Origin of the sequence: Chroococcidiopsis sp. CCALA 051 (assembly GCF_003015105.1) — a bacterium.
GTDB lineage: Bacteria > Cyanobacteriota > Cyanobacteriia > Cyanobacteriales > Chroococcidiopsidaceae > Chroococcidiopsis > Chroococcidiopsis thermalis.
The window spans coordinates 1-16,989 of sequence record NZ_PYCI01000085.1 but is presented as its reverse complement, the minus strand read 5'-3'; the positions used below and the strand labels follow the sequence as shown (position 1 = coordinate 16,989).

Below are 16,989 nucleotides of genomic sequence, written 5' to 3'. Positions count from 1 at the left end.
ACCAAGCACTAGCCACTAACTACTCAAAAACTCCCGCATATACTCATTGACTAATTCGGGTTTTTCCTGTTGTACCCAGTGGCTAGCATCTGGAATGTATCTAACTTGGAATGGATTTACGTAAGTAGCAGTACCATAACTCAATTCCCTACCCAAGGCTGTATCTTTTTCACCCCAAATCATCAATGTTGGTACGTTGAGTACACCCCAATTTGGGTTAGTCATACCTTGTTGCAACATATTGCGATAATAATTGAGGGCTGCTGTTAGCGCTCCACGCTTAGCTGCTGCATCTTTGTAAGCCTCAATATCTGCGGGAGTAAAAGCGCTCTTATTCACAGCCATACCTTTCAAGCCATTTTCAATTGCTTGGTAATCTCCCGCTTGAAGCAGCATTTCTGGTAAGACAGGAAGCTGGAATAGAAACATATAAGAACTCTTCAGCAATTGTTGCGGCGTGCGGAAACCCTCAGCAAATTTGGCAGGATGGGGTATATTTAGCACGATTAGGCGTTCTACCATTTCTGGGTGAGCGTAGGCAAAACTCCACGCGATCGCTCCTCCCCAGTCGTGTCCGACTAAAATACACTTGTCGTATCCCAGTCCCTTAATGACACCCTCAATATCTTTGATAAACTCAGCCATGACATAAGCTGATTGCGCTTTTGGTTTGTCGCTGTCGTTATATCCCCGCAAGTCTAATGCTACGACTTTGTAATCCTTGGCAAACTCAGGGATTTGATGTCGCCAAGAGTACCAAAACTCAGGAAAGCCGTGTAACATCAACATCAACGGACCTTCACCTTGGGTGACGTAGTGCAGCCTCAGCCCGTTACTGATAATGTATTCGTGTTGCCAAGTGCCTTCTAGTACGGACATAGCAATCGCTCCTCAAAAGTCAAAAGTTAAAAGTCAAAAGGCAAAACTGATAGTTGTATCTAGCTATTGGGAAGCTGACCATAGTAATTAGACCACAGTAGTTAAATTTTCTCTGTGTCTTAAGGATGACTTTCGCACATGTCTCCCTGAGCGCGATCGCGACAAGATAGAAGATATAGCAGGCGAGCGATCGTCTATTATTTATTATTGACCAATGACCAACGACCAATGACCAATGACCAATGACCAATGACCTTATTCTATCCGCGTCGGCAAAAGCAATTACAAAGCTTAGTCAATAAACTGGGAATCCCGACCTCAGCTCAAATCAATTGGCAATTGCTAGACTTAGCATTGACCCATCCTACTGTCTCAGCTCAAGCAAACTACGAACAATTAGAATTTGTCGGAGATGCAGTTGTGAGACTCGTAGCAGCCGAAGTCTTATGGGAAACTTACCCCGAATGTCCAGTGGGAGAATTTGCCGCAATTCGGTCAGTTTTGGTCAGCGATCGCATTTTGGCGCAACTAGCCACAGAATACGGCTTGGAACTCTATCTGCTTGTTTCTAACAGTGCTTCTACCGATAAAGCCGGACGAGAATCGCGCCTAGCAGATGCTTTTGAAGCTGTTCTCGGCGCTCTTTATCTCAGCACCCGCACCCAAGAACTCGTGCGTCCTTGGCTCGATCCGCATTTTAAGCAACTAGCAACAGAAATTCGCACCGATCCAGCAAGACACAACTACAAAGCAGCCTTGCAAGAGTGGACTCAAGCACAATTTAAGATTTTGCCAGAATATCGCGTCCGAGAATCTCTACAGCCTCACGGAGCTTTCGAGCGTTTTAGTGCTGAAGTTTGGTTGCAAGGACGTTTACTAGGTCAAGGGACGGGACGCTCAAAAAAAGATGCCGAACAAGCTGCGGCTCAAGTTGCCTTTATTGCAGTGACCAGTGACCAGTGACCAGTTATCGCTCAACTACCAACTACCAACTACCAACTACCAACTACCCATTACCATTTTCCAACAACATTTCTGGCAACTGCTTCACTACTCTTTGGAAAGGTGCAGTGTCGTCCATGCTTCTAGCTAAGACGAGAGAGCCTTGAATTTGAATAATAGCGTCTTCTGCTTTTTGGCGGGCAAGTGTTGGCTCGATCCTTGCTTCTACTAGAACTTCAGCTAAAGTATCGATCCAGCTCTTAAGTGCTTGCTGAATTTGAATGTTAAATAAATCCTTGGCTTCTCCCAAAGACAGCACGGCTAATATACAAGTTTGTTCGCCGCCGCAATACAACCGATCTACATTCTCGCTCATTTTCTCCAGGCGATCGCGAGGCGTACCCGCACCTTTTAAGGGAACAAAAATATTCGCTTTCATCCATTCATCAACAAAGTTAAGTACGGCTTGAGCCATCTCTTCTTTGCCATTGGGAAAGTAGTGGTAGAGACTGGCTTTACCCAAACCCGTCGCTTTGGACAATCGCGATAGGGTTGTTCCTTCATAACCGTACTGCCGAAAGACTTTTAAGATTTGGGCGATCGCTTCTGCTTTGGACATTTACAAAGATTAAAATTTTTGATTCTAATTGACATTGTACTGAACGATCGGTATAGTAAGTTTATACCGAACGATCGGTACAAAAAATTGACGATCCACACAGAGGAACTAATGATTCAGCTATATGACTTTGTACTATCTGGTAATTGCCATAAAGTCAGGCTGTTGCTGTCGATATTGAACTTAGATTATGAGTCAGTACCCGTCAACTTAAAGGTAGGAGAACACAAAACCGAACGATTTCTGCAACTCAACCCTTGCGGACAAGTACCAGTTTTTGTGGATGGTGATGTAATATTACGAGATTCCCAGGCTATTTTAGTGTACCTAGCCCGACGCTACGGCGGCGAAGATTGGTTACCCCTAGAGCCTGAAGCGATCGCAAAAATTATGCAGTGGTTGTCTTTTGCCGCGAATGAGCTTGCCAATAGTCTAGCGGCGGCGAGGAGATATTTTATCTTTAAAGGGCAATTGGATATAGATTTAACTCAACAGAAAGCTTATCAAGTATTGCAAATTCTCGATCGCCATTTAACGAATAACCAGTGGTTAGAATGCAGCCATCCTACAATAGCCGATCTTGCCTGCTTCCCCTATGTCGGACTAGCCGCAGACGCAAAAGTTGCTTTAGATAACTATCCTCACGTTATCGCTTGGTGCGATCGCATCAAGAGGTTACCAGGTTACGTCAGTATGCCAGGACTGTAAGTCAAAAATCAAAAGTTAAAAGTCAAAATTGTGACACTCATTATGCAGAGTGTTTTGGTTTCAGACATTTTGTAAACTAAATGCGTAACATATCTACTTATCATGCAGGGGAACTAACAGTTCAAGCACAAGCGGGAGTGCAGACAGAAGCAGCACATTTAACTAAAATTATTGGTGCGAGTATTAATCCAACTGCACGCGACTTTCTACGCACGCAAAGATTGGCGATCGCGAGTACGATTGACAAACATGGTAAAGTTTGGGCATCGCTGCTAACAGGAAAACCTGGTTTTGTACAAGTAGTAGCAGAACAATTCGTGCAGGTTCAAGCAACTTGTGGGAAAATTCCGAATTCCGACTTCACAATTCCGAATTCTATTGACATCGGTATTCTTGTTATCGATTTAGCGACTCGGCGGCGCTTACGGATTAACGGCAAAGCAGAACTGAAGCAAAATGGACGTATTGACGTGCAGACTCAGCAAGTCTATTTCAACTGTCCTAAATATATTCAAACCAGAGATTTAGTGGCTGAAAGCGATCGCCAAACAGCGATACCCGAAGTTTATAGTTATACAGCCTTGACTCCGGCACAACAACAATGGATTACTCAAGCAGACACATTTTTCATCGCTAGCTTCCACCCCCAAAGTGGTGCTGATGCATCTCATCGGGGAGGATATCCAGGTTTCGTACAAGTGTTGAACGCGACTGAATTGGTATTTCCCGATTATACGGGCAATAATATGTTCAATACTCTTGGTAACATTGCCCAGTATGCTCAAATCGGCTTACTGTTCCTTGATTTTGCCTGCGGACATACCTTACAACTAACTGGCACAGCCAATATTATCTGGGATACAAATCGCATAGCACAATTTATCGGTGCAGAACGCTTAGTAGAAGTCCACATCGATCGCGTGTTAGAAACAACAAATGCAACTACACTGCACTGGAAATTTGGAGAATACTCGCCGTACAATCCCAAATAAGTAAGTCAAAAGTCAAAATGTCTGAAGTTGGTAGTGGTAAGCGTTTCGATCTTACTGATAGTACAAGTTAAATGCGTGACAGCTTAACAGTTTAGCCAACTACCAACTATCAATTACCCATTACCCATTACCAAATTCCATCACTTCACCACCTGGGAGCTATGTAAACGTGGATCGTCAGTTTCAGAGGATGGAGTAACATTTGCTTCGTATTTGGAGACTTTACCGCTAGCGGAAGTGTAAGGCAAGGGCGCATCATTTAATAACGCATCTAAGTTACTTGCCATAATACTGCGCGGTTGTTCTCCGATCGCCTGTGCGATCGCCTCTCCTTGTTTACCTAAGTACACGAAATGGGGAATCCCATCAACTCGATATTTCAGAATCTCTGGCAACCACTTGCTGTTATCCACATTCAGCATGACAAAGTTTACCTTTCCGGCGTACTCCTGTTCTAGCTGAGCAATATCTGGAACCATTTTCTGACATACCGTACACCAGTCAGCATAAAACTCCATCAGCGTTGGCTTGCTGTTGCTCAAAGCCACTTCTAGTGGTGTCGAGCGATCGCTTAATGTTGCTAGCGTCACTGCACCCGTTTGAGTCCGTAAGCCAAGGAATAAGGCGACACTCAGAGCGATCGCAACTAAAACTACAATTAAATTTCTAACCCGCTTTCCTACCGTCAACTCAGTAGGCTCAATTGGAGGATCTGGAGTATTCAAACTCATAAAGCTTTTATCAAAACTTAATCAAGCAACAGTTTTCATTTTAATCGAACGGTCATCAAAGGTTTTTGTTACAAATTAGAGAAGATAGGAAAATTCGGAAGTAGGACATAACTACTCCCTGCTCCCAACTCCCTGCTCCCTAATGAAAAAAAGAGTTACCCTGACCTTCCCTCGTCGTGCCATACAAGTACCAGTGACATACAGACTGGCAAAAGATTTTAACGTTGCTGCTAATATCATCCGCGCTCAAGTTGCCCCTAATCAAGTTGGTACGTTAGTTGTAGAATTGTCAGGAGATATCGATCAACTCGATGCGGCGGTTGATTGGATGCGATCGCAAAACATCAACGTCTCTTCGGCAATGGCTGAAATTACCATCGATCGCGAACTTTGCGTAGACTGCGGTTTGTGTACCGGAGTTTGTCCCACCGAAGCCTTAACCCTTAATTCTGCCACATTTGAACTAACATTCACGCGATCGCGCTGTATTGTTTGCGAACAATGCATTCCTACTTGTCCAACGCAAGCTATCTCAACAAACCTTTAAAAAGTCAAAAGTCAAAAGTCAAAAGCTACGAGATAGGAAATTTAGGAGTCAGAAATCAGAATTAACTGATAACTGTTCACTGATAACTGAATACATCTGCCCACACGCCACCTTCACCCTCCAATCTTGCTGCGGCGGGCGCGTCGTAAATCACCAAAAGCGACGGAGTTTGAGTATATTCATTAAACGTAATCATTCCTTCTGCGTGGTCGTCTCCAATACCGAAGGGGATTTCTAACATAACCTCTGGGTAAGATAGCGTATTTTCAGCTATATTTACACCATTGTGCCAGCGATAAACTCGGACTGGACCATCTAAATCCATTGTCGGTCCCGCTAAGATTAAAAAATCTTTTTCATCTACGTGTAGATCTCGAATACCTAAGCCATTCAAATAAACAAAATGCTTTTTATAAAGATTTTGTTCTGCTCCAATTGGCTTTAGCTTTAAAGTGTCTTCTTGAGCATCTATTTCTAACTCTAACTCTAAGATCGCTGCCCAGCCCCGCAATACTGGACCCCGCAAACCAAGAAAAACTTTTTGTTGATAGATTGCTATTCCTTCTACGTCAAAACCATTATCTTTACCAGGAATATTAGTCTTGACAAAATCGCCAAGGTGGGGATCTGTTGCTAAAGCTTCAGTAAGCATATTACCCCCCTCTGTTAGTTTAACTTTTGCCGCAGTCAAGGTGACATCTGGATTTTCAGGGTGGGGACATGACTGCCGCAAAGTACCATCAACTAGGGGAATACGTCCAATAATATAACGATTTTCTTCCGTTTTTATCTTGGCTAATCGTTCAATATTCTCCACATCAGTATGTTCTGGTTTTGGCTTTTTGCGCTTCCAACTATGAGAACCAATAAACCAGAGATAGTAATCGTGATAAGCTAATCCTTCAATATCAATTTCCTCGTCTTCCGGTTTTGGTAGCTCAATAAAATCTTGAACGTGAAATGTGTGATGTTCGGCAAAGCAGTTTTGCTGTTCTACAAAAGTTAAACGTTCGATAGTCGATGTTTCATCCGAACCAACCCACAAATGATGTTTGGGAAAAAGGAGTACTGCTGAAAGATCTGTTCGACTTTTTTTGAAGCTGTCATTAAATTTGAGTAGAATGCGATCGCGTTTGCTAGGAGAATAATTCATGATAATTGGTAATTGGTAATTGGTAGTTGGTAGTTGTTCGCTGACAAATGACAAATGACTAATGACTAATAACCCAAAGTGTAAAATTTTCTAAATTTGACTGCCATCAGTCACCAACTTGCTTACAAATGACTAATGACTAATGACTAATGACAACTATGTTACCTGCCCTCAAATCGAAACCACATCGCCCAAAAAGCAAGCGATCGCCTGCGATCCTCTTTCTGTTAATTTTAGCTTGGAGTATTGCTGCTGCTTGGGTTTTAGCAATGGCAACGCACGCCCAACCAGCTTACACCGTCGATGCAGTTCCCCAACGTTATCAACTAGGACAAGAACTCTACTTGGAAAACTGTGCTACTTGCCACATCGCCGTTCCACCAGCCGTCTTACCCGTGCAGACTTGGCAGCGGTTGCTACAAGATACTCAACACTACGGCGTACAAATCAAACCATTGGTCGATCCACCCCGCATTCTAGTGTGGAATTATCTCAGATTTGCTTCCCGTCCCCTCAACCAAGACGAAGAAATACCATACCGCATTGCCAACTCGCGTTATTTCAAAGCTTTGCATCCCAAAGTCAAATTACCAAAACCAACTCAACTCAGCAGTTGCGTCACCTGTCATCCCAACGCCAACGCCTTCAACTTCCGTAGCCTTACACCAGAATGGGAGAATTCCCCATAATTGTCATTGCTCATTGGTCATCGGTCATTTGTAGTTATTCTCCCTTGTCCTCCTTGTCCTCCTTATCCCCAACTCCCATACTCGAACGACTCCCGACTCCCGACCAAAAGCGATCGCCTATCCGCACCATTATAGAATTAGGGTAAAATGATACGATCTATAAAGCTTATATCAAGACCGATAGCCGAAACACTGTACAATTGACCAATTTTGTCCATCCAAAAGGCTAGTATTTGAGTTCTAGCGTCCCACCAGTATGAGCTGATGGCAAAATCAAAACTCACAAATTAAACTTCCTAGAAATCCTTAAGTTCTCCTGACCTACCATGCTAAAAACCTTGCTGGGCGATCCCAACGCTCGTAAGCTCAAAAAATATCAGCCTTACGTCACAGAAATTAATTTATTAGAAGAAGACATTAAAGCTCTCCCTGACGAGCAACTAATTGGTAAGACAGCAGAGTTTAAACAGCGCCTCGAAAAAGGTGAAAGCTTGGATGACATTCTGCCAGAAGCATTTGCTGTCGTGCGCGAGGCGGGACGCAGAGTATTGGGAATGCGGCACTTTGACGTGCAGTTACTAGGTGGTATTATCCTCCACCAAGGTCAAATTGCCGAGATGAAAACGGGTGAGGGTAAGACCTTAGTGGCAACCCTGCCATCTTACCTCAATGCATTGACAGGGAAAGGAGCGCACGTAGTCACCGTCAACGATTACCTGGCAAAGCGGGACGCTGAATGGATGGGTCAAGTGCATCGTTTCTTGGGGTTGAGCGTCGGACTGATTCAACAAAGCATGACCCCAGACGAGCGCAAGCGCAACTATGCTTGCGATATTACCTATGTCACCAATAGCGAGGTGGGTTTTGACTACCTGCGTGACAACATGGCTACCCACATGGATGATGTCGTGCAGCGTCCCTTCAACTTCTGCGTCATTGACGAAGTAGACTCAATCTTAATTGATGAAGCACGCACGCCTTTAATTATCTCTGGACAAGTAGAAAAACCGACAGAAAAATATATCCGTGCCTCTCAAATTGCCGCTGCCTTGCAAAAAGACGAGCATTACGAAGTTGATGAAAAAGCGCGGAACGTGCTACTAACAGATGAGGGTTTTGCTGCTGCCGAAGAATTGTTGGGAGTGACGGATTTATTCAACCCCGATGACCCTTGGGCGCACTTTGTCTTTAACGCTCTCAAAGCTAAAGAATTATTCCTCAGGGATGTAAACTACATCGTTCGCGAAGACGAGATAGTCATCGTAGACGAGTTTACCGGACGGGTGCTACCAGGCAGACGCTGGAGTGACGGATTGCACCAAGCCATTGAAGCCAAGGAAAGGGTAGAAATTCAACCGGAAACTCAAACTTTAGCCACGATTACCTACCAAAACCTATTTTTGCTCTATCCAAAACTGTCGGGGATGACAGGGACGGCAAAAACAGAACAGGCAGAGTTTGAGAAGATTTACAAACTCGAAGTTGCAAGTATTCCTACCAATAGAACGACAAAACGCCGAGACTTATCTGATGTAGTTTACAAGAACGAGGCAGGTAAGTGGCGGGCGATCGCTCAAGAATGTGCTGAGATGCACGAAAAAGGTCGCCCTGTCCTAGTCGGTACGACAAGCGTGGAAAACTCTGAAGTTCTCAGTCGGCTGCTCAACCAGTTAGAAATCCCATATAACCTGCTCAATGCTAGACCGGAGAACGTCGAACGGGAATCGGAGATTATCGCCCAAGCAGGTAGAAAAGGGGCTGTTACGATTGCTACCAACATGGCAGGACGAGGTACGGATATCATCTTGGGTGGTAATGCCGATTATATGGCACGCCTGAAACTGCGGGAATACTTCATGCCGCGGATCGTGATGCCAGAGGATGAAGACGTATTTGCCGTACAACGGGCGGCTGGTTTACCTACAGGTAGTAGCAGCGGTCAGGGTTTTGTCCCTGGGAAGAAGGTCAAGACCTGGAAAGCATCGCCCCAAATTTATCCCGTCGAGTTATCGCGAGAAACCGAGCAAATGCTCAAAGCAGCAGTAGAAGTTGCCGCACAAGAGTATGGGGAAAGAAGTCTATCGGAACTCGAAGCCGAAGATAAAGTCGCCGTTGCTTCGGAAAAAGCGCCTACAGATGATGTGGTAATTCAACGCTTGCGGGAAGTTTACAACCAGATTAAGCACGAATACGAACAATTCACCACTAAAGAACACGATGAAGTGGTAGGGTTAGGTGGACTGCACGTCATTGGGACGGAACGCCACGAATCGCGCCGGATTGACAACCAGTTGCGGGGACGTGCCGGACGGCAAGGCGACCCTGGCTCGACACGGTTCTTCCTCAGTTTAGAGGATAACTTATTGCGGATTTTTGGTGGCGATCGCGTTGCTGGGTTGATGCAAGCCTTCAATGTCGAAGAAGATATGCCCATCGAATCGGGATTGCTCACGCGCAGCTTAGAAGGGGCGCAGCGCAAAGTCGAAACCTACTACTACGACATCCGCAAACAGGTATTTGAGTATGACGAGGTGATGAACAAGCAGCGGCGGGCAATTTACGCCGAACGTCGTCGCGTCCTTGAAGGTCAAGACTTAAAAGAGCAGGTTCTCAAGTACGGCGAGCAGACAATGAATGAAATTGTCGATTACTACATCAATCCTGACTTGCCTTCGGAAGATTGGGATATACCAAAATTGGTGAGCAAAGTGAAGGAGTTTGTCTACTTGCTGGCAGACTTGGAACCTGAGCAAATGGAAGATTTGACGGTCAGCGACATTAAAACCTTCCTCCACGAACAAGTCAGAATCGCCTACGACATCAAAGAAGCCGAAATCGAGCAAATTCGCCCAGGATTGATGCGCCAAGCCGAACGCTTCTTTATCTTGCAGCAAATCGATAGCCTGTGGCGAGAACACCTACAACAAATGGATGGACTGCGAGAATCTGTAGGCTTACGCGGTTACGGACAAAAAGACCCGCTGATTGAATACAAGACAGAAGGGTTTGAGATGTTCTTGGATATGATGACCAACATTCGTCGAAATGTGGTATATTCTCTCTTCCAATTCCAACCTCAAATCGAGCCGTCAGTTACGGCGCAGTCAGAAATGGTTTAAATTTTGTAGGGTGGGCATTGCCCACCTAATTTTTTGTCTATTTTTTAATAGAAAAGTTGCGATCGCTCGTGGTAATATTTAGTTACCGAATGTTTGACTTAATAATAGAATTATATGTCGAAATAAAATTTTTAATCATATTCCCATTATAAGAAAAACAATATCATAAAATGAGGCTAATTTTCAACGGCAATTCACCTATTTTAAAAACCGATATTTTTCACTCAAGTCGAAATTTATCGATTGGATAGAGACTTATTAGTATCTTTGCCGATCGTAGCGTCATTCAATCGCGAGTTGCTGACAACTACCCCTGTAAATAGCTGCACAAAAGCTAAAGAGAACCTGTAAAACGAAGAAAAAAAATTTTTGTCCTCTATAATTCCTTTTTCGTGACGATATATGACTTCGATCGCGTAATGAGGCATCAAAAAATTATTTTAGAGCTAGCTACTCAGCAGCAAATCGAGCCGGAAAGACAGCGAACAATACATTCTAAACCTACTAGACGTAAGCAGACGCTTGTAGATCGACCATCCACCCAACAGACGCGGATACATCCATCTCGCCGCCGCCAGCGACGACTAAGGCGCGATCGCTGGCACAAGTTAGTTATTTTAATCCCTACAGTTGTTCTCAGTTTGTTGTTATCGAGATGGCTGCTATCGCTGCAAACTCAGTTTTCTCAAGCAAGTACTTTTCGATCTCAACCAGCACCTATTTTGGTTTCTCCAGTAGATGCGCTCAGCCATGCCATTATTAATCAAGAAAGTACGCATAATCATCAATCGCTGAATCCCCATTCTCAAGCTTTGGGACTAGCTCAAATTATGCCTGCAAATATTGGTGCTTGGAGTAAGGAAGCACTCGGTCATAGCATATCTGTTGATGAATTTCTCAGCAATCCCACAGTTCAAAAGCAAATTATTCATTACAAATTAGAGCAATATTGGCACGACGCTTTAGTTACAAGTCAAGGTGATGAAGAGATAGCAGTATTAAGAGTAGCAAGCCACTGGTATAGCGGTAGTCCTGACTTATATAAATCTAAAGCAGTTCAGTGGTATAGAGGAACAGACGGCAAATTACATCGCTATCCTTCTGTGGCTAAATACAGCAATTCTATTTTGCAAAAATACAAGCAAAACGTTGGAGAGGTAGGAGAAAATTCAAAATCCAAAATTCAAGATTCAAAATTTAAGAGCTAAGAGTTCCAACAACCTTGTAGAGACATTACATGTAACGTCTCTACACTACTAACTTAAGTATTGCAGTGGTAGATCTTGAGCGAGTAGAGTTTCAATCGCGGCTCGATCTAAAGGTTTAGCAAATAGATAACCTTGTCCGTATTCGCATTTGAGCGATCGCAGTTGGAAGAGTTGTTTTTTTGTCTCTATGCCTTCGGCAACGACATCCATACCCAAGTTCCAAGCTAGGGCAATGATGGTACGGATAATTTCAATTTGTTCGACACTGCGATCGACATCGCGCACGAAGGAGCGATCGATTTTTAAGGTATCGAGGCGTAGGCGATGTAAATAACTTAAAGATGAGTATCCCGTACCAAAATCATCAATAGATAACCGAATACCCAAAGCTTGTAATTGGCTAAGCATACTAGTTGAAGACTGGGCATTTTCCATGAGTACGCTTTCGGTAATCTCTAGTTTGAGCAAATGGGCATCAAACCCAGTTTCTAGAAGAATTTGTTCGATCTGCTGCACGAAATTGACTTGAGAAAACTGTTTGCCAGAAATATTGACGCTAATAGTTAATGGTGAATGCAGAGGAAATTGTAACTGCCACTGGTGCATCTGGCGACAGGCTTCTCGCAATACCCACTCTCCCAGAAAGATAATGAATCCTGTTTCTTCGGCAACGGGAATAAAATCACCAGGCGAGATCAAACCTTGTTGGGGATGATGCCAGCGTACTAAGGCTTCAAAACCTATGAGTTTGCCCGTACTTAGAGCAACAATTGGTTGATAACACAAAATAAATTCTTGCCGCTCTAAAGCTTGATGCAAGTCGCTCTGAATTTTTAGTAATTTGAGGGTCTGAACGTGTAGTTGGCGATCGAACAAGGCATAGCCAGCTCTGCCTGTTTTCTTTGCATGGTACATGGTTAGATCGGCATCTCGCAGCAAATCGGCAGCACTGTCATAGGCAGTGGAACTAGAACCCACAACAACGCCAATGCTGGCACTGGCAGCAACGGTATGACCTTTTAAATTGAATGGCGTATATAGGCTTTCTAACAAGCGCTGTGCTATTTGGATCGCGTCGCTAGTATCTTGAATTTCTTCGAGTAAGACAGCGAACTCATCGCCTCCCAGCCGAGCGATGATATCAGTGTTGCGCAGGCATTGGCGAAAGCGAGTTGAAATTGCAACTAGCAGCTCATCGCCTATTGTATGTCCCAAACTATCGTTGATAATTTTGAAGCGATCGAGATCGATAAACAATACGGCAAATTGATATGTCGAGTCGTATCGTACCGTTCTAATTGCTTGTTCGAGCCGTTCTACCAATAGCGTGCGGTTAGGTAACCCTGTCAAGGTATCGTGAAGGGCATCATAGACTAAAAGGGCTTCAGCACGGCGGCGATTGGCGATCTCGCGCTGGAGTTCCAGATGCATTTGTTTCAATGTCTGGTTTTGTACTGCTATTTGTTTAGCTTGCTCGTAACTCCGTAGTGCTTCGCGCACGGTTAAACTGAAGTCTGTCTCGTCCCAAGGTTTGGTAATGTAGCGGTAAAGATGGGTGCGATCGCTCGCTTGGATGGCATGACTGATTTCAGCTAGTTCAGCGATGAGAATTTTTGCTGTTTTAGGGAATTGTTGATGCAGCTGGGTTAGCAGAGTTGCTCCATCCATTTCAGGCATAGCGCGATCGCAGATAATCAGAGGGACTTCAATTTGATTTTGGCTAAGTTCAGTAATTATGCTCAAGGCTGCTACTCCGCTTTCTGCTAGCTCGATCGCATATCCGGTAGCGATTTGACTCAGGCTATCGTGCAGGCTAAGTAGTATGTTGCGTTCGTCATCAACACAGATAATTGTCCCTTTATTCATTGGTTGTGAAGAATTTTCGAGCATATATGAAACTAGTGCAAAAAAGCAGAAGACAGAAGGCAGAAGCGAATAATGCTTGCAAGATGAGATAGCAGTGTTTTTGCAACTGCTGAAGTACTGTTGCCGCACTAGTCTTTCTATTCAGAATTTTGCCCAATTTTCTCAATAAACTCACAAGTTACGAACAGGGAGCAAGACAAGTCGCGCATTCGCAATTAATTCCGAATTCCGAATTCCGAATTCCGAATTCTCACCATGCATCACTCTCTTCTCTTTCCCTACTCCCTACTCTCTGCTCCCTTTGAATAGCACTAGCTTCTAGCAACAGGTTCTTCTAAGATTTCAGACATAGCAGGCAGACGCTTCAAGAAAAATACAGCAACAATCGTCCCCGCGATCGCTAAACCTGCCATTGGATAAAAGGCATAAGTATAGCTGCCGAAAATATCTCGAATTCTGCCAGCAACAATCGTACCGAAAAATGCTCCAACACCGTAGGCAGTAAAGATAATCCCGTAATTTTTGGCGTAGTTTTCGGCTCTAAATAGAGTTAAAGTTGCGGTTGGCGCGATCGCCAGCCATCCACCTAAAGACAGCCAAAATAAAGCAAAAGCCGCTATGTATGTCAATGTAGCGCCAGTACGAGCATTCAGCATCAAGATCGAAGCGATTAGAATTAGCACGTAAGAGGCGATCGCCGCTATTTTAGGACTGAACCGATCTGTTACCCAGCCAAATAACGGTCGTCCTAGTCCGTTAAAGATGGCAAATAGCGAGACAGTCATCGCTGCGGTTGTGGAGTCGAGTTCGATCATTTCTTGTGCTACAGGACTGGAAATACCAATTGCCGATAGTCCTACAAATGTTCCAATCGTGTAGCAAGTCCACAGTCCGTAAAAGCTTTGAGTCTGCCAGATTTTCTCAGTAGTTACTCTAACTGAAGTGACTCTTGCCGATGCTACATTCCTTACTGTAGGTTGCCATTGTGAAGGAGGCATTTTTAATTGCGTGGCGATCGCGACCACAATAACACTAAAGGCAATGCCTAAAATCGTAAAAGTTTGCCGCACCCCGTAAGCATCGATTAAATTCTTAGCTAAAGGTGCGGTAATTAACGGCGATAGTCCAAACCCAATCACCGTCAAGCCTACAGCTATTCCTTTTTTATCGGGAAACCACTTAGCCGAGACAGCTAACGGGACTCCATAGGCAATTCCAATTCCCGCACCAGCCACTAACCCGTAGGCAAAGACAAGCATTGGCTCGTTGGTAGCAAAGCTAGTGAGAATATAACCAACTCCCATCACTACACCACCAACAGCGGTGACAACACGAGAACCAAAGCGATCGATTAGAAAGCCTGCGATCGGCATTAACAGTGCAAAAACGACTAAAAGCACGGTAAACGGCAACAAACTTTCTGTTGCACCAATATTGAGCAACTTTTCTAAAGGTTTTCTGAAAATACTCCAAGAATAGACCGTACCCAGGCAGAGCAGTACGACAATTCCTAGAGGGATCAGCAGCCATCTACCCCTTTGTGCAGGCATACCAAACAGCTTGATGGTATCCATAGTTTTTTAATTATGGTAAATTGTGAATCTTTAGTATTTATCTATATCAAATAAGGTAAACAAAATCTTACTCAAGTTCATAAAACTAGACAAGAGAGATAGTTGGTGGTTGGTAGTTGGTAGTTGGTTGACTGACAACTGACAACTGATAATTGCTAACTTAGGAGAGGATTAACTTAACTTATTGCAACAATTCATGTCTGCTGCTGTCTCGCTGCAAAACGTTTACAAGTCATACAACAACATTTCAGTTGTCAACGACCTTTCTTTTACTATCCAACCAGGGGAGATTTTTGGTTTACTCGGACCCAATGGTGCTGGTAAGTCAACTACGATTCGGATGTTAACAACGCTGACCAAACCAACCCAGGGTCAAGTTGAAGTAGCAGGATTCGATCTCTTGCGTCAATCCATACTGGTGAAGCAGTACATTGGCGTAGTCTTGCAGCAAACCAGCGTCGATAACGATCTCTCGGTTTGGGAGAATATGGAACTACACGGACGATTGCATCACATTCCCAATCCTCAGCGCCAGCAGCGGATCGGTCAATGGCTGAAATATGTAGAGTTAGCAGACCGTCGCGATAGTTTAGTCAAAACTCTCTCAGGAGGAATGAAGCGGCGCTTGCAGATTGCCAGAGCTTTGTTACACCAACCACAGATTTTATTTTTAGATGAACCAACCGTAGGACTAGACCCTCAAACTAGGCGGCGCTTATGGGAAATTATTCTCGATCTCAACAAGCAGGGAATGACGATACTGCTAACCACACACTACATGGAGGAAGTCGAATATTTGTGTAACCGCATCGGAATTATGGACGGTGGCAAGCTGATTTCCTTGGGAACTTTATCACAACTGCGATCGCAGTATGGTGAAGGGTTAGTGATGAAGCAAGTCGAAGAACGCTGGGAATATCTATTCTTCCCCACCTTAGAAGATGCCAACACCTTTATTAACCAACAACCAAACAAAACTGGAATGATGGCGCGATCTTCTAACCTCGAAGATATCTTCGTCGAACTCACAGGACGTAGGCTGGATTAGACGAGGAGAGGGAGTAGTGACTCCTGGCTCCTAAATTTTGACTTTTGAATTTTGACTTTCAGTCAAAGCTGCGGCTCCGTACCACGATTGCTAGCTGGTAAAGTCATGAGGATTTCTCGAATTGCCTTTTGCGCTACTGGTAAATTTGGTTTGATCGACAAGGCTTGTCGGTAGGCTGCAAGAGCGCCATTCAAGTCGTTTTGCTGCTTGAGTAAATCGCCAATCTGCAAATAGACTCTAGCGTCTTGAGGTTCAAGTTGAGCAATCTGTCTGAAAGTCATGAGCGCTGCTGGTGTATTGCCTTGAGCAATCCAGACCTTGGCAAGAGCTTGCAGTAGTTTTGGGTTATTAGGTGCTTGCGTTACTGCTTTTTGCAGTGCAGCGCCCGCTGCATCATATTCTCCTTGTTCTAGCAGTAGCAAACCCATTAACTCGTTCGCATAGGCATTATTAGAGTCACGGTTTAAAACTTGTTGATATGCTTCGGCTGCACCGTCGTAGTCTCGCAGACGGAAGGAAATCACACCTAATCCTAAATAGGCATTTAAGTTATTGCGATCGAGTTCGATCGTGCGACGGTAAGCAGCTGCGGCTCCAGCATTATCCCGCAATTGCCCTAAACAATAGCCTAAAGCATAATGAAAATCGGCATGATTGGGAGCAACCGCGATCGCGCGACGATAGGAGACAACAGCAGCAGAATAGTTTTTTTGTAATGCTTGAATGTAACCCATAGTAGAGTAGATGCGAGCATTTTTGGGAGATATTTTAGCCGCTTGTTGATATTTAGCGATCGCGGCTGGCAGTTTGCCTGTATCCATCAATCTTTGCCCTTCTTGCAACAACTTCTCCAGCAGTTTGCGTTTTTTGACAGGGCTGCTGGGAATGGCAGCTTTTGGACTTTTTTTGGCGAC

Annotated in this window: 15 protein-coding genes; 8 read left to right on the top strand and 7 right to left on the bottom strand. The window is 44.2% G+C overall.

All coding sequences use genetic code 11. The annotated features are described in order from the left end of the window. Positions 1–15 precede the first annotated feature (15 nt). A complete protein-coding gene (locus tag C7Y66_RS19505) occupies positions 16–879 on the bottom strand; it encodes an alpha/beta fold hydrolase (RefSeq protein WP_015156059.1) in 864 nt (287 codons plus the stop codon). A gap of 249 nt (positions 880–1,128) precedes the next feature. Here C7Y66_RS19505 and rnc point away from each other — a divergent pair, with 249 nt between their 5' ends. Beyond that, entirely contained in the window at positions 1,129–1,842 is a 714-nt protein-coding gene (rnc, locus tag C7Y66_RS19500) for a ribonuclease III (RefSeq protein WP_106546853.1), read from the top strand. Between the two features lie 43 nt (positions 1,843–1,885). Here rnc and C7Y66_RS19495 read toward each other — a convergent pair whose 3' ends face one another. After that, on the bottom strand, positions 1,886–2,440 hold the full coding sequence (locus tag C7Y66_RS19495; protein WP_106546852.1) for a TetR/AcrR family transcriptional regulator: 555 nt from the start codon (positions 2,438–2,440) through the stop codon (positions 1,886–1,888). 111 nt (positions 2,441–2,551) lie between these two features. Between C7Y66_RS19495 and C7Y66_RS19490 the strand changes: the two genes are divergently transcribed. Together C7Y66_RS19490 and C7Y66_RS19485 are read left to right on the top strand one after the other, a co-directional pair. Then, positions 2,552–3,148 carry a glutathione S-transferase family protein gene (locus C7Y66_RS19490; protein ID WP_106546851.1) on the top strand — a complete coding sequence of 199 codons (597 nt, stop codon included), beginning with the start codon at positions 2,552–2,554 and terminating at the stop codon, positions 3,146–3,148. A gap of 80 nt (positions 3,149–3,228) precedes the next feature. After that, positions 3,229–4,140 carry a pyridoxamine 5'-phosphate oxidase family protein gene (locus C7Y66_RS19485; RefSeq protein WP_106546850.1) on the top strand — a complete coding sequence of 304 codons (912 nt, stop codon included), beginning with the start codon at positions 3,229–3,231 and terminating at the stop codon, positions 4,138–4,140. 140 nt (positions 4,141–4,280) lie between these two features. On the opposite strand, the gene C7Y66_RS19480 is transcribed toward C7Y66_RS19485, so the two are convergent. Next, positions 4,281–4,871, bottom strand: a complete 591-nt coding sequence (locus C7Y66_RS19480) for a thioredoxin family protein (RefSeq protein WP_106546849.1) — start codon at positions 4,869–4,871, stop codon at positions 4,281–4,283. Between the two features lie 142 nt (positions 4,872–5,013). Here C7Y66_RS19480 and C7Y66_RS19475 point away from each other — a divergent pair, with 142 nt between their 5' ends. Further along, positions 5,014–5,418, top strand: a complete 405-nt coding sequence (locus tag C7Y66_RS19475; protein WP_015156053.1) for an NIL domain-containing protein — start codon at positions 5,014–5,016, stop codon at positions 5,416–5,418. A 76-nt stretch (positions 5,419–5,494) separates the two neighbouring features. Here C7Y66_RS19475 and C7Y66_RS19470 read toward each other — a convergent pair whose 3' ends face one another. Continuing rightward, positions 5,495–6,571, bottom strand: a complete 1,077-nt coding sequence (locus C7Y66_RS19470; protein WP_106546848.1) for a DUF3616 domain-containing protein — start codon at positions 6,569–6,571, stop codon at positions 5,495–5,497. Between the two features lie 149 nt (positions 6,572–6,720). On the opposite strand from C7Y66_RS19470, the gene C7Y66_RS19465 reads away from it, so the two are divergent. The 3 genes from C7Y66_RS19465 (at position 6,721) to C7Y66_RS19450 (ending at position 11,587) form a co-directional block, all read left to right on the top strand. Then, positions 6,721–7,260, top strand: a complete 540-nt coding sequence (locus C7Y66_RS19465) for a diheme cytochrome C (protein WP_199197525.1) — start codon at positions 6,721–6,723, stop codon at positions 7,258–7,260. 326 nt (positions 7,261–7,586) lie between these two features. After that, entirely contained in the window at positions 7,587–10,379 is a 2,793-nt protein-coding gene (secA, locus tag C7Y66_RS19460; protein WP_106546846.1) for a preprotein translocase subunit SecA, read from the top strand. Between the two features lie 392 nt (positions 10,380–10,771). Beyond that, a complete protein-coding gene (locus tag C7Y66_RS19450; RefSeq protein ID WP_146149824.1) occupies positions 10,772–11,587 on the top strand; it encodes a transglycosylase SLT domain-containing protein in 816 nt (271 codons plus the stop codon). Between the two features lie 48 nt (positions 11,588–11,635). On the opposite strand, the gene C7Y66_RS19445 is transcribed toward C7Y66_RS19450, so the two are convergent. Both C7Y66_RS19445 and C7Y66_RS19440 read right to left on the bottom strand, forming a co-directional pair. After that, positions 11,636–13,453 (bottom strand): bifunctional diguanylate cyclase/phosphodiesterase, encoded by a 1,818-nt coding sequence (locus tag C7Y66_RS19445; RefSeq protein WP_233222754.1) that lies wholly within the window; start codon positions 13,451–13,453, stop codon positions 11,636–11,638. 311 nt (positions 13,454–13,764) lie between these two features. After that, positions 13,765–15,027 (bottom strand): OFA family MFS transporter, encoded by a 1,263-nt coding sequence (locus tag C7Y66_RS19440; protein ID WP_106546842.1) that lies wholly within the window; start codon positions 15,025–15,027, stop codon positions 13,765–13,767. A 196-nt stretch (positions 15,028–15,223) separates the two neighbouring features. On the opposite strand from C7Y66_RS19440, the gene C7Y66_RS19435 reads away from it, so the two are divergent. Continuing rightward, the gene (locus C7Y66_RS19435; protein WP_015156046.1) at positions 15,224–16,075 is read left to right on the top strand and encodes an ABC transporter ATP-binding protein; all 852 of its coding nucleotides are present in this window, start codon (positions 15,224–15,226) and stop codon (positions 16,073–16,075) included. A 62-nt stretch (positions 16,076–16,137) separates the two neighbouring features. On the opposite strand, the gene C7Y66_RS19430 is transcribed toward C7Y66_RS19435, so the two are convergent. Beyond that, positions 16,138–16,989: lipopolysaccharide assembly protein LapB (locus tag C7Y66_RS19430; protein WP_106546841.1), on the bottom strand; the 852-nt coding region annotated here is incomplete at its 5' end.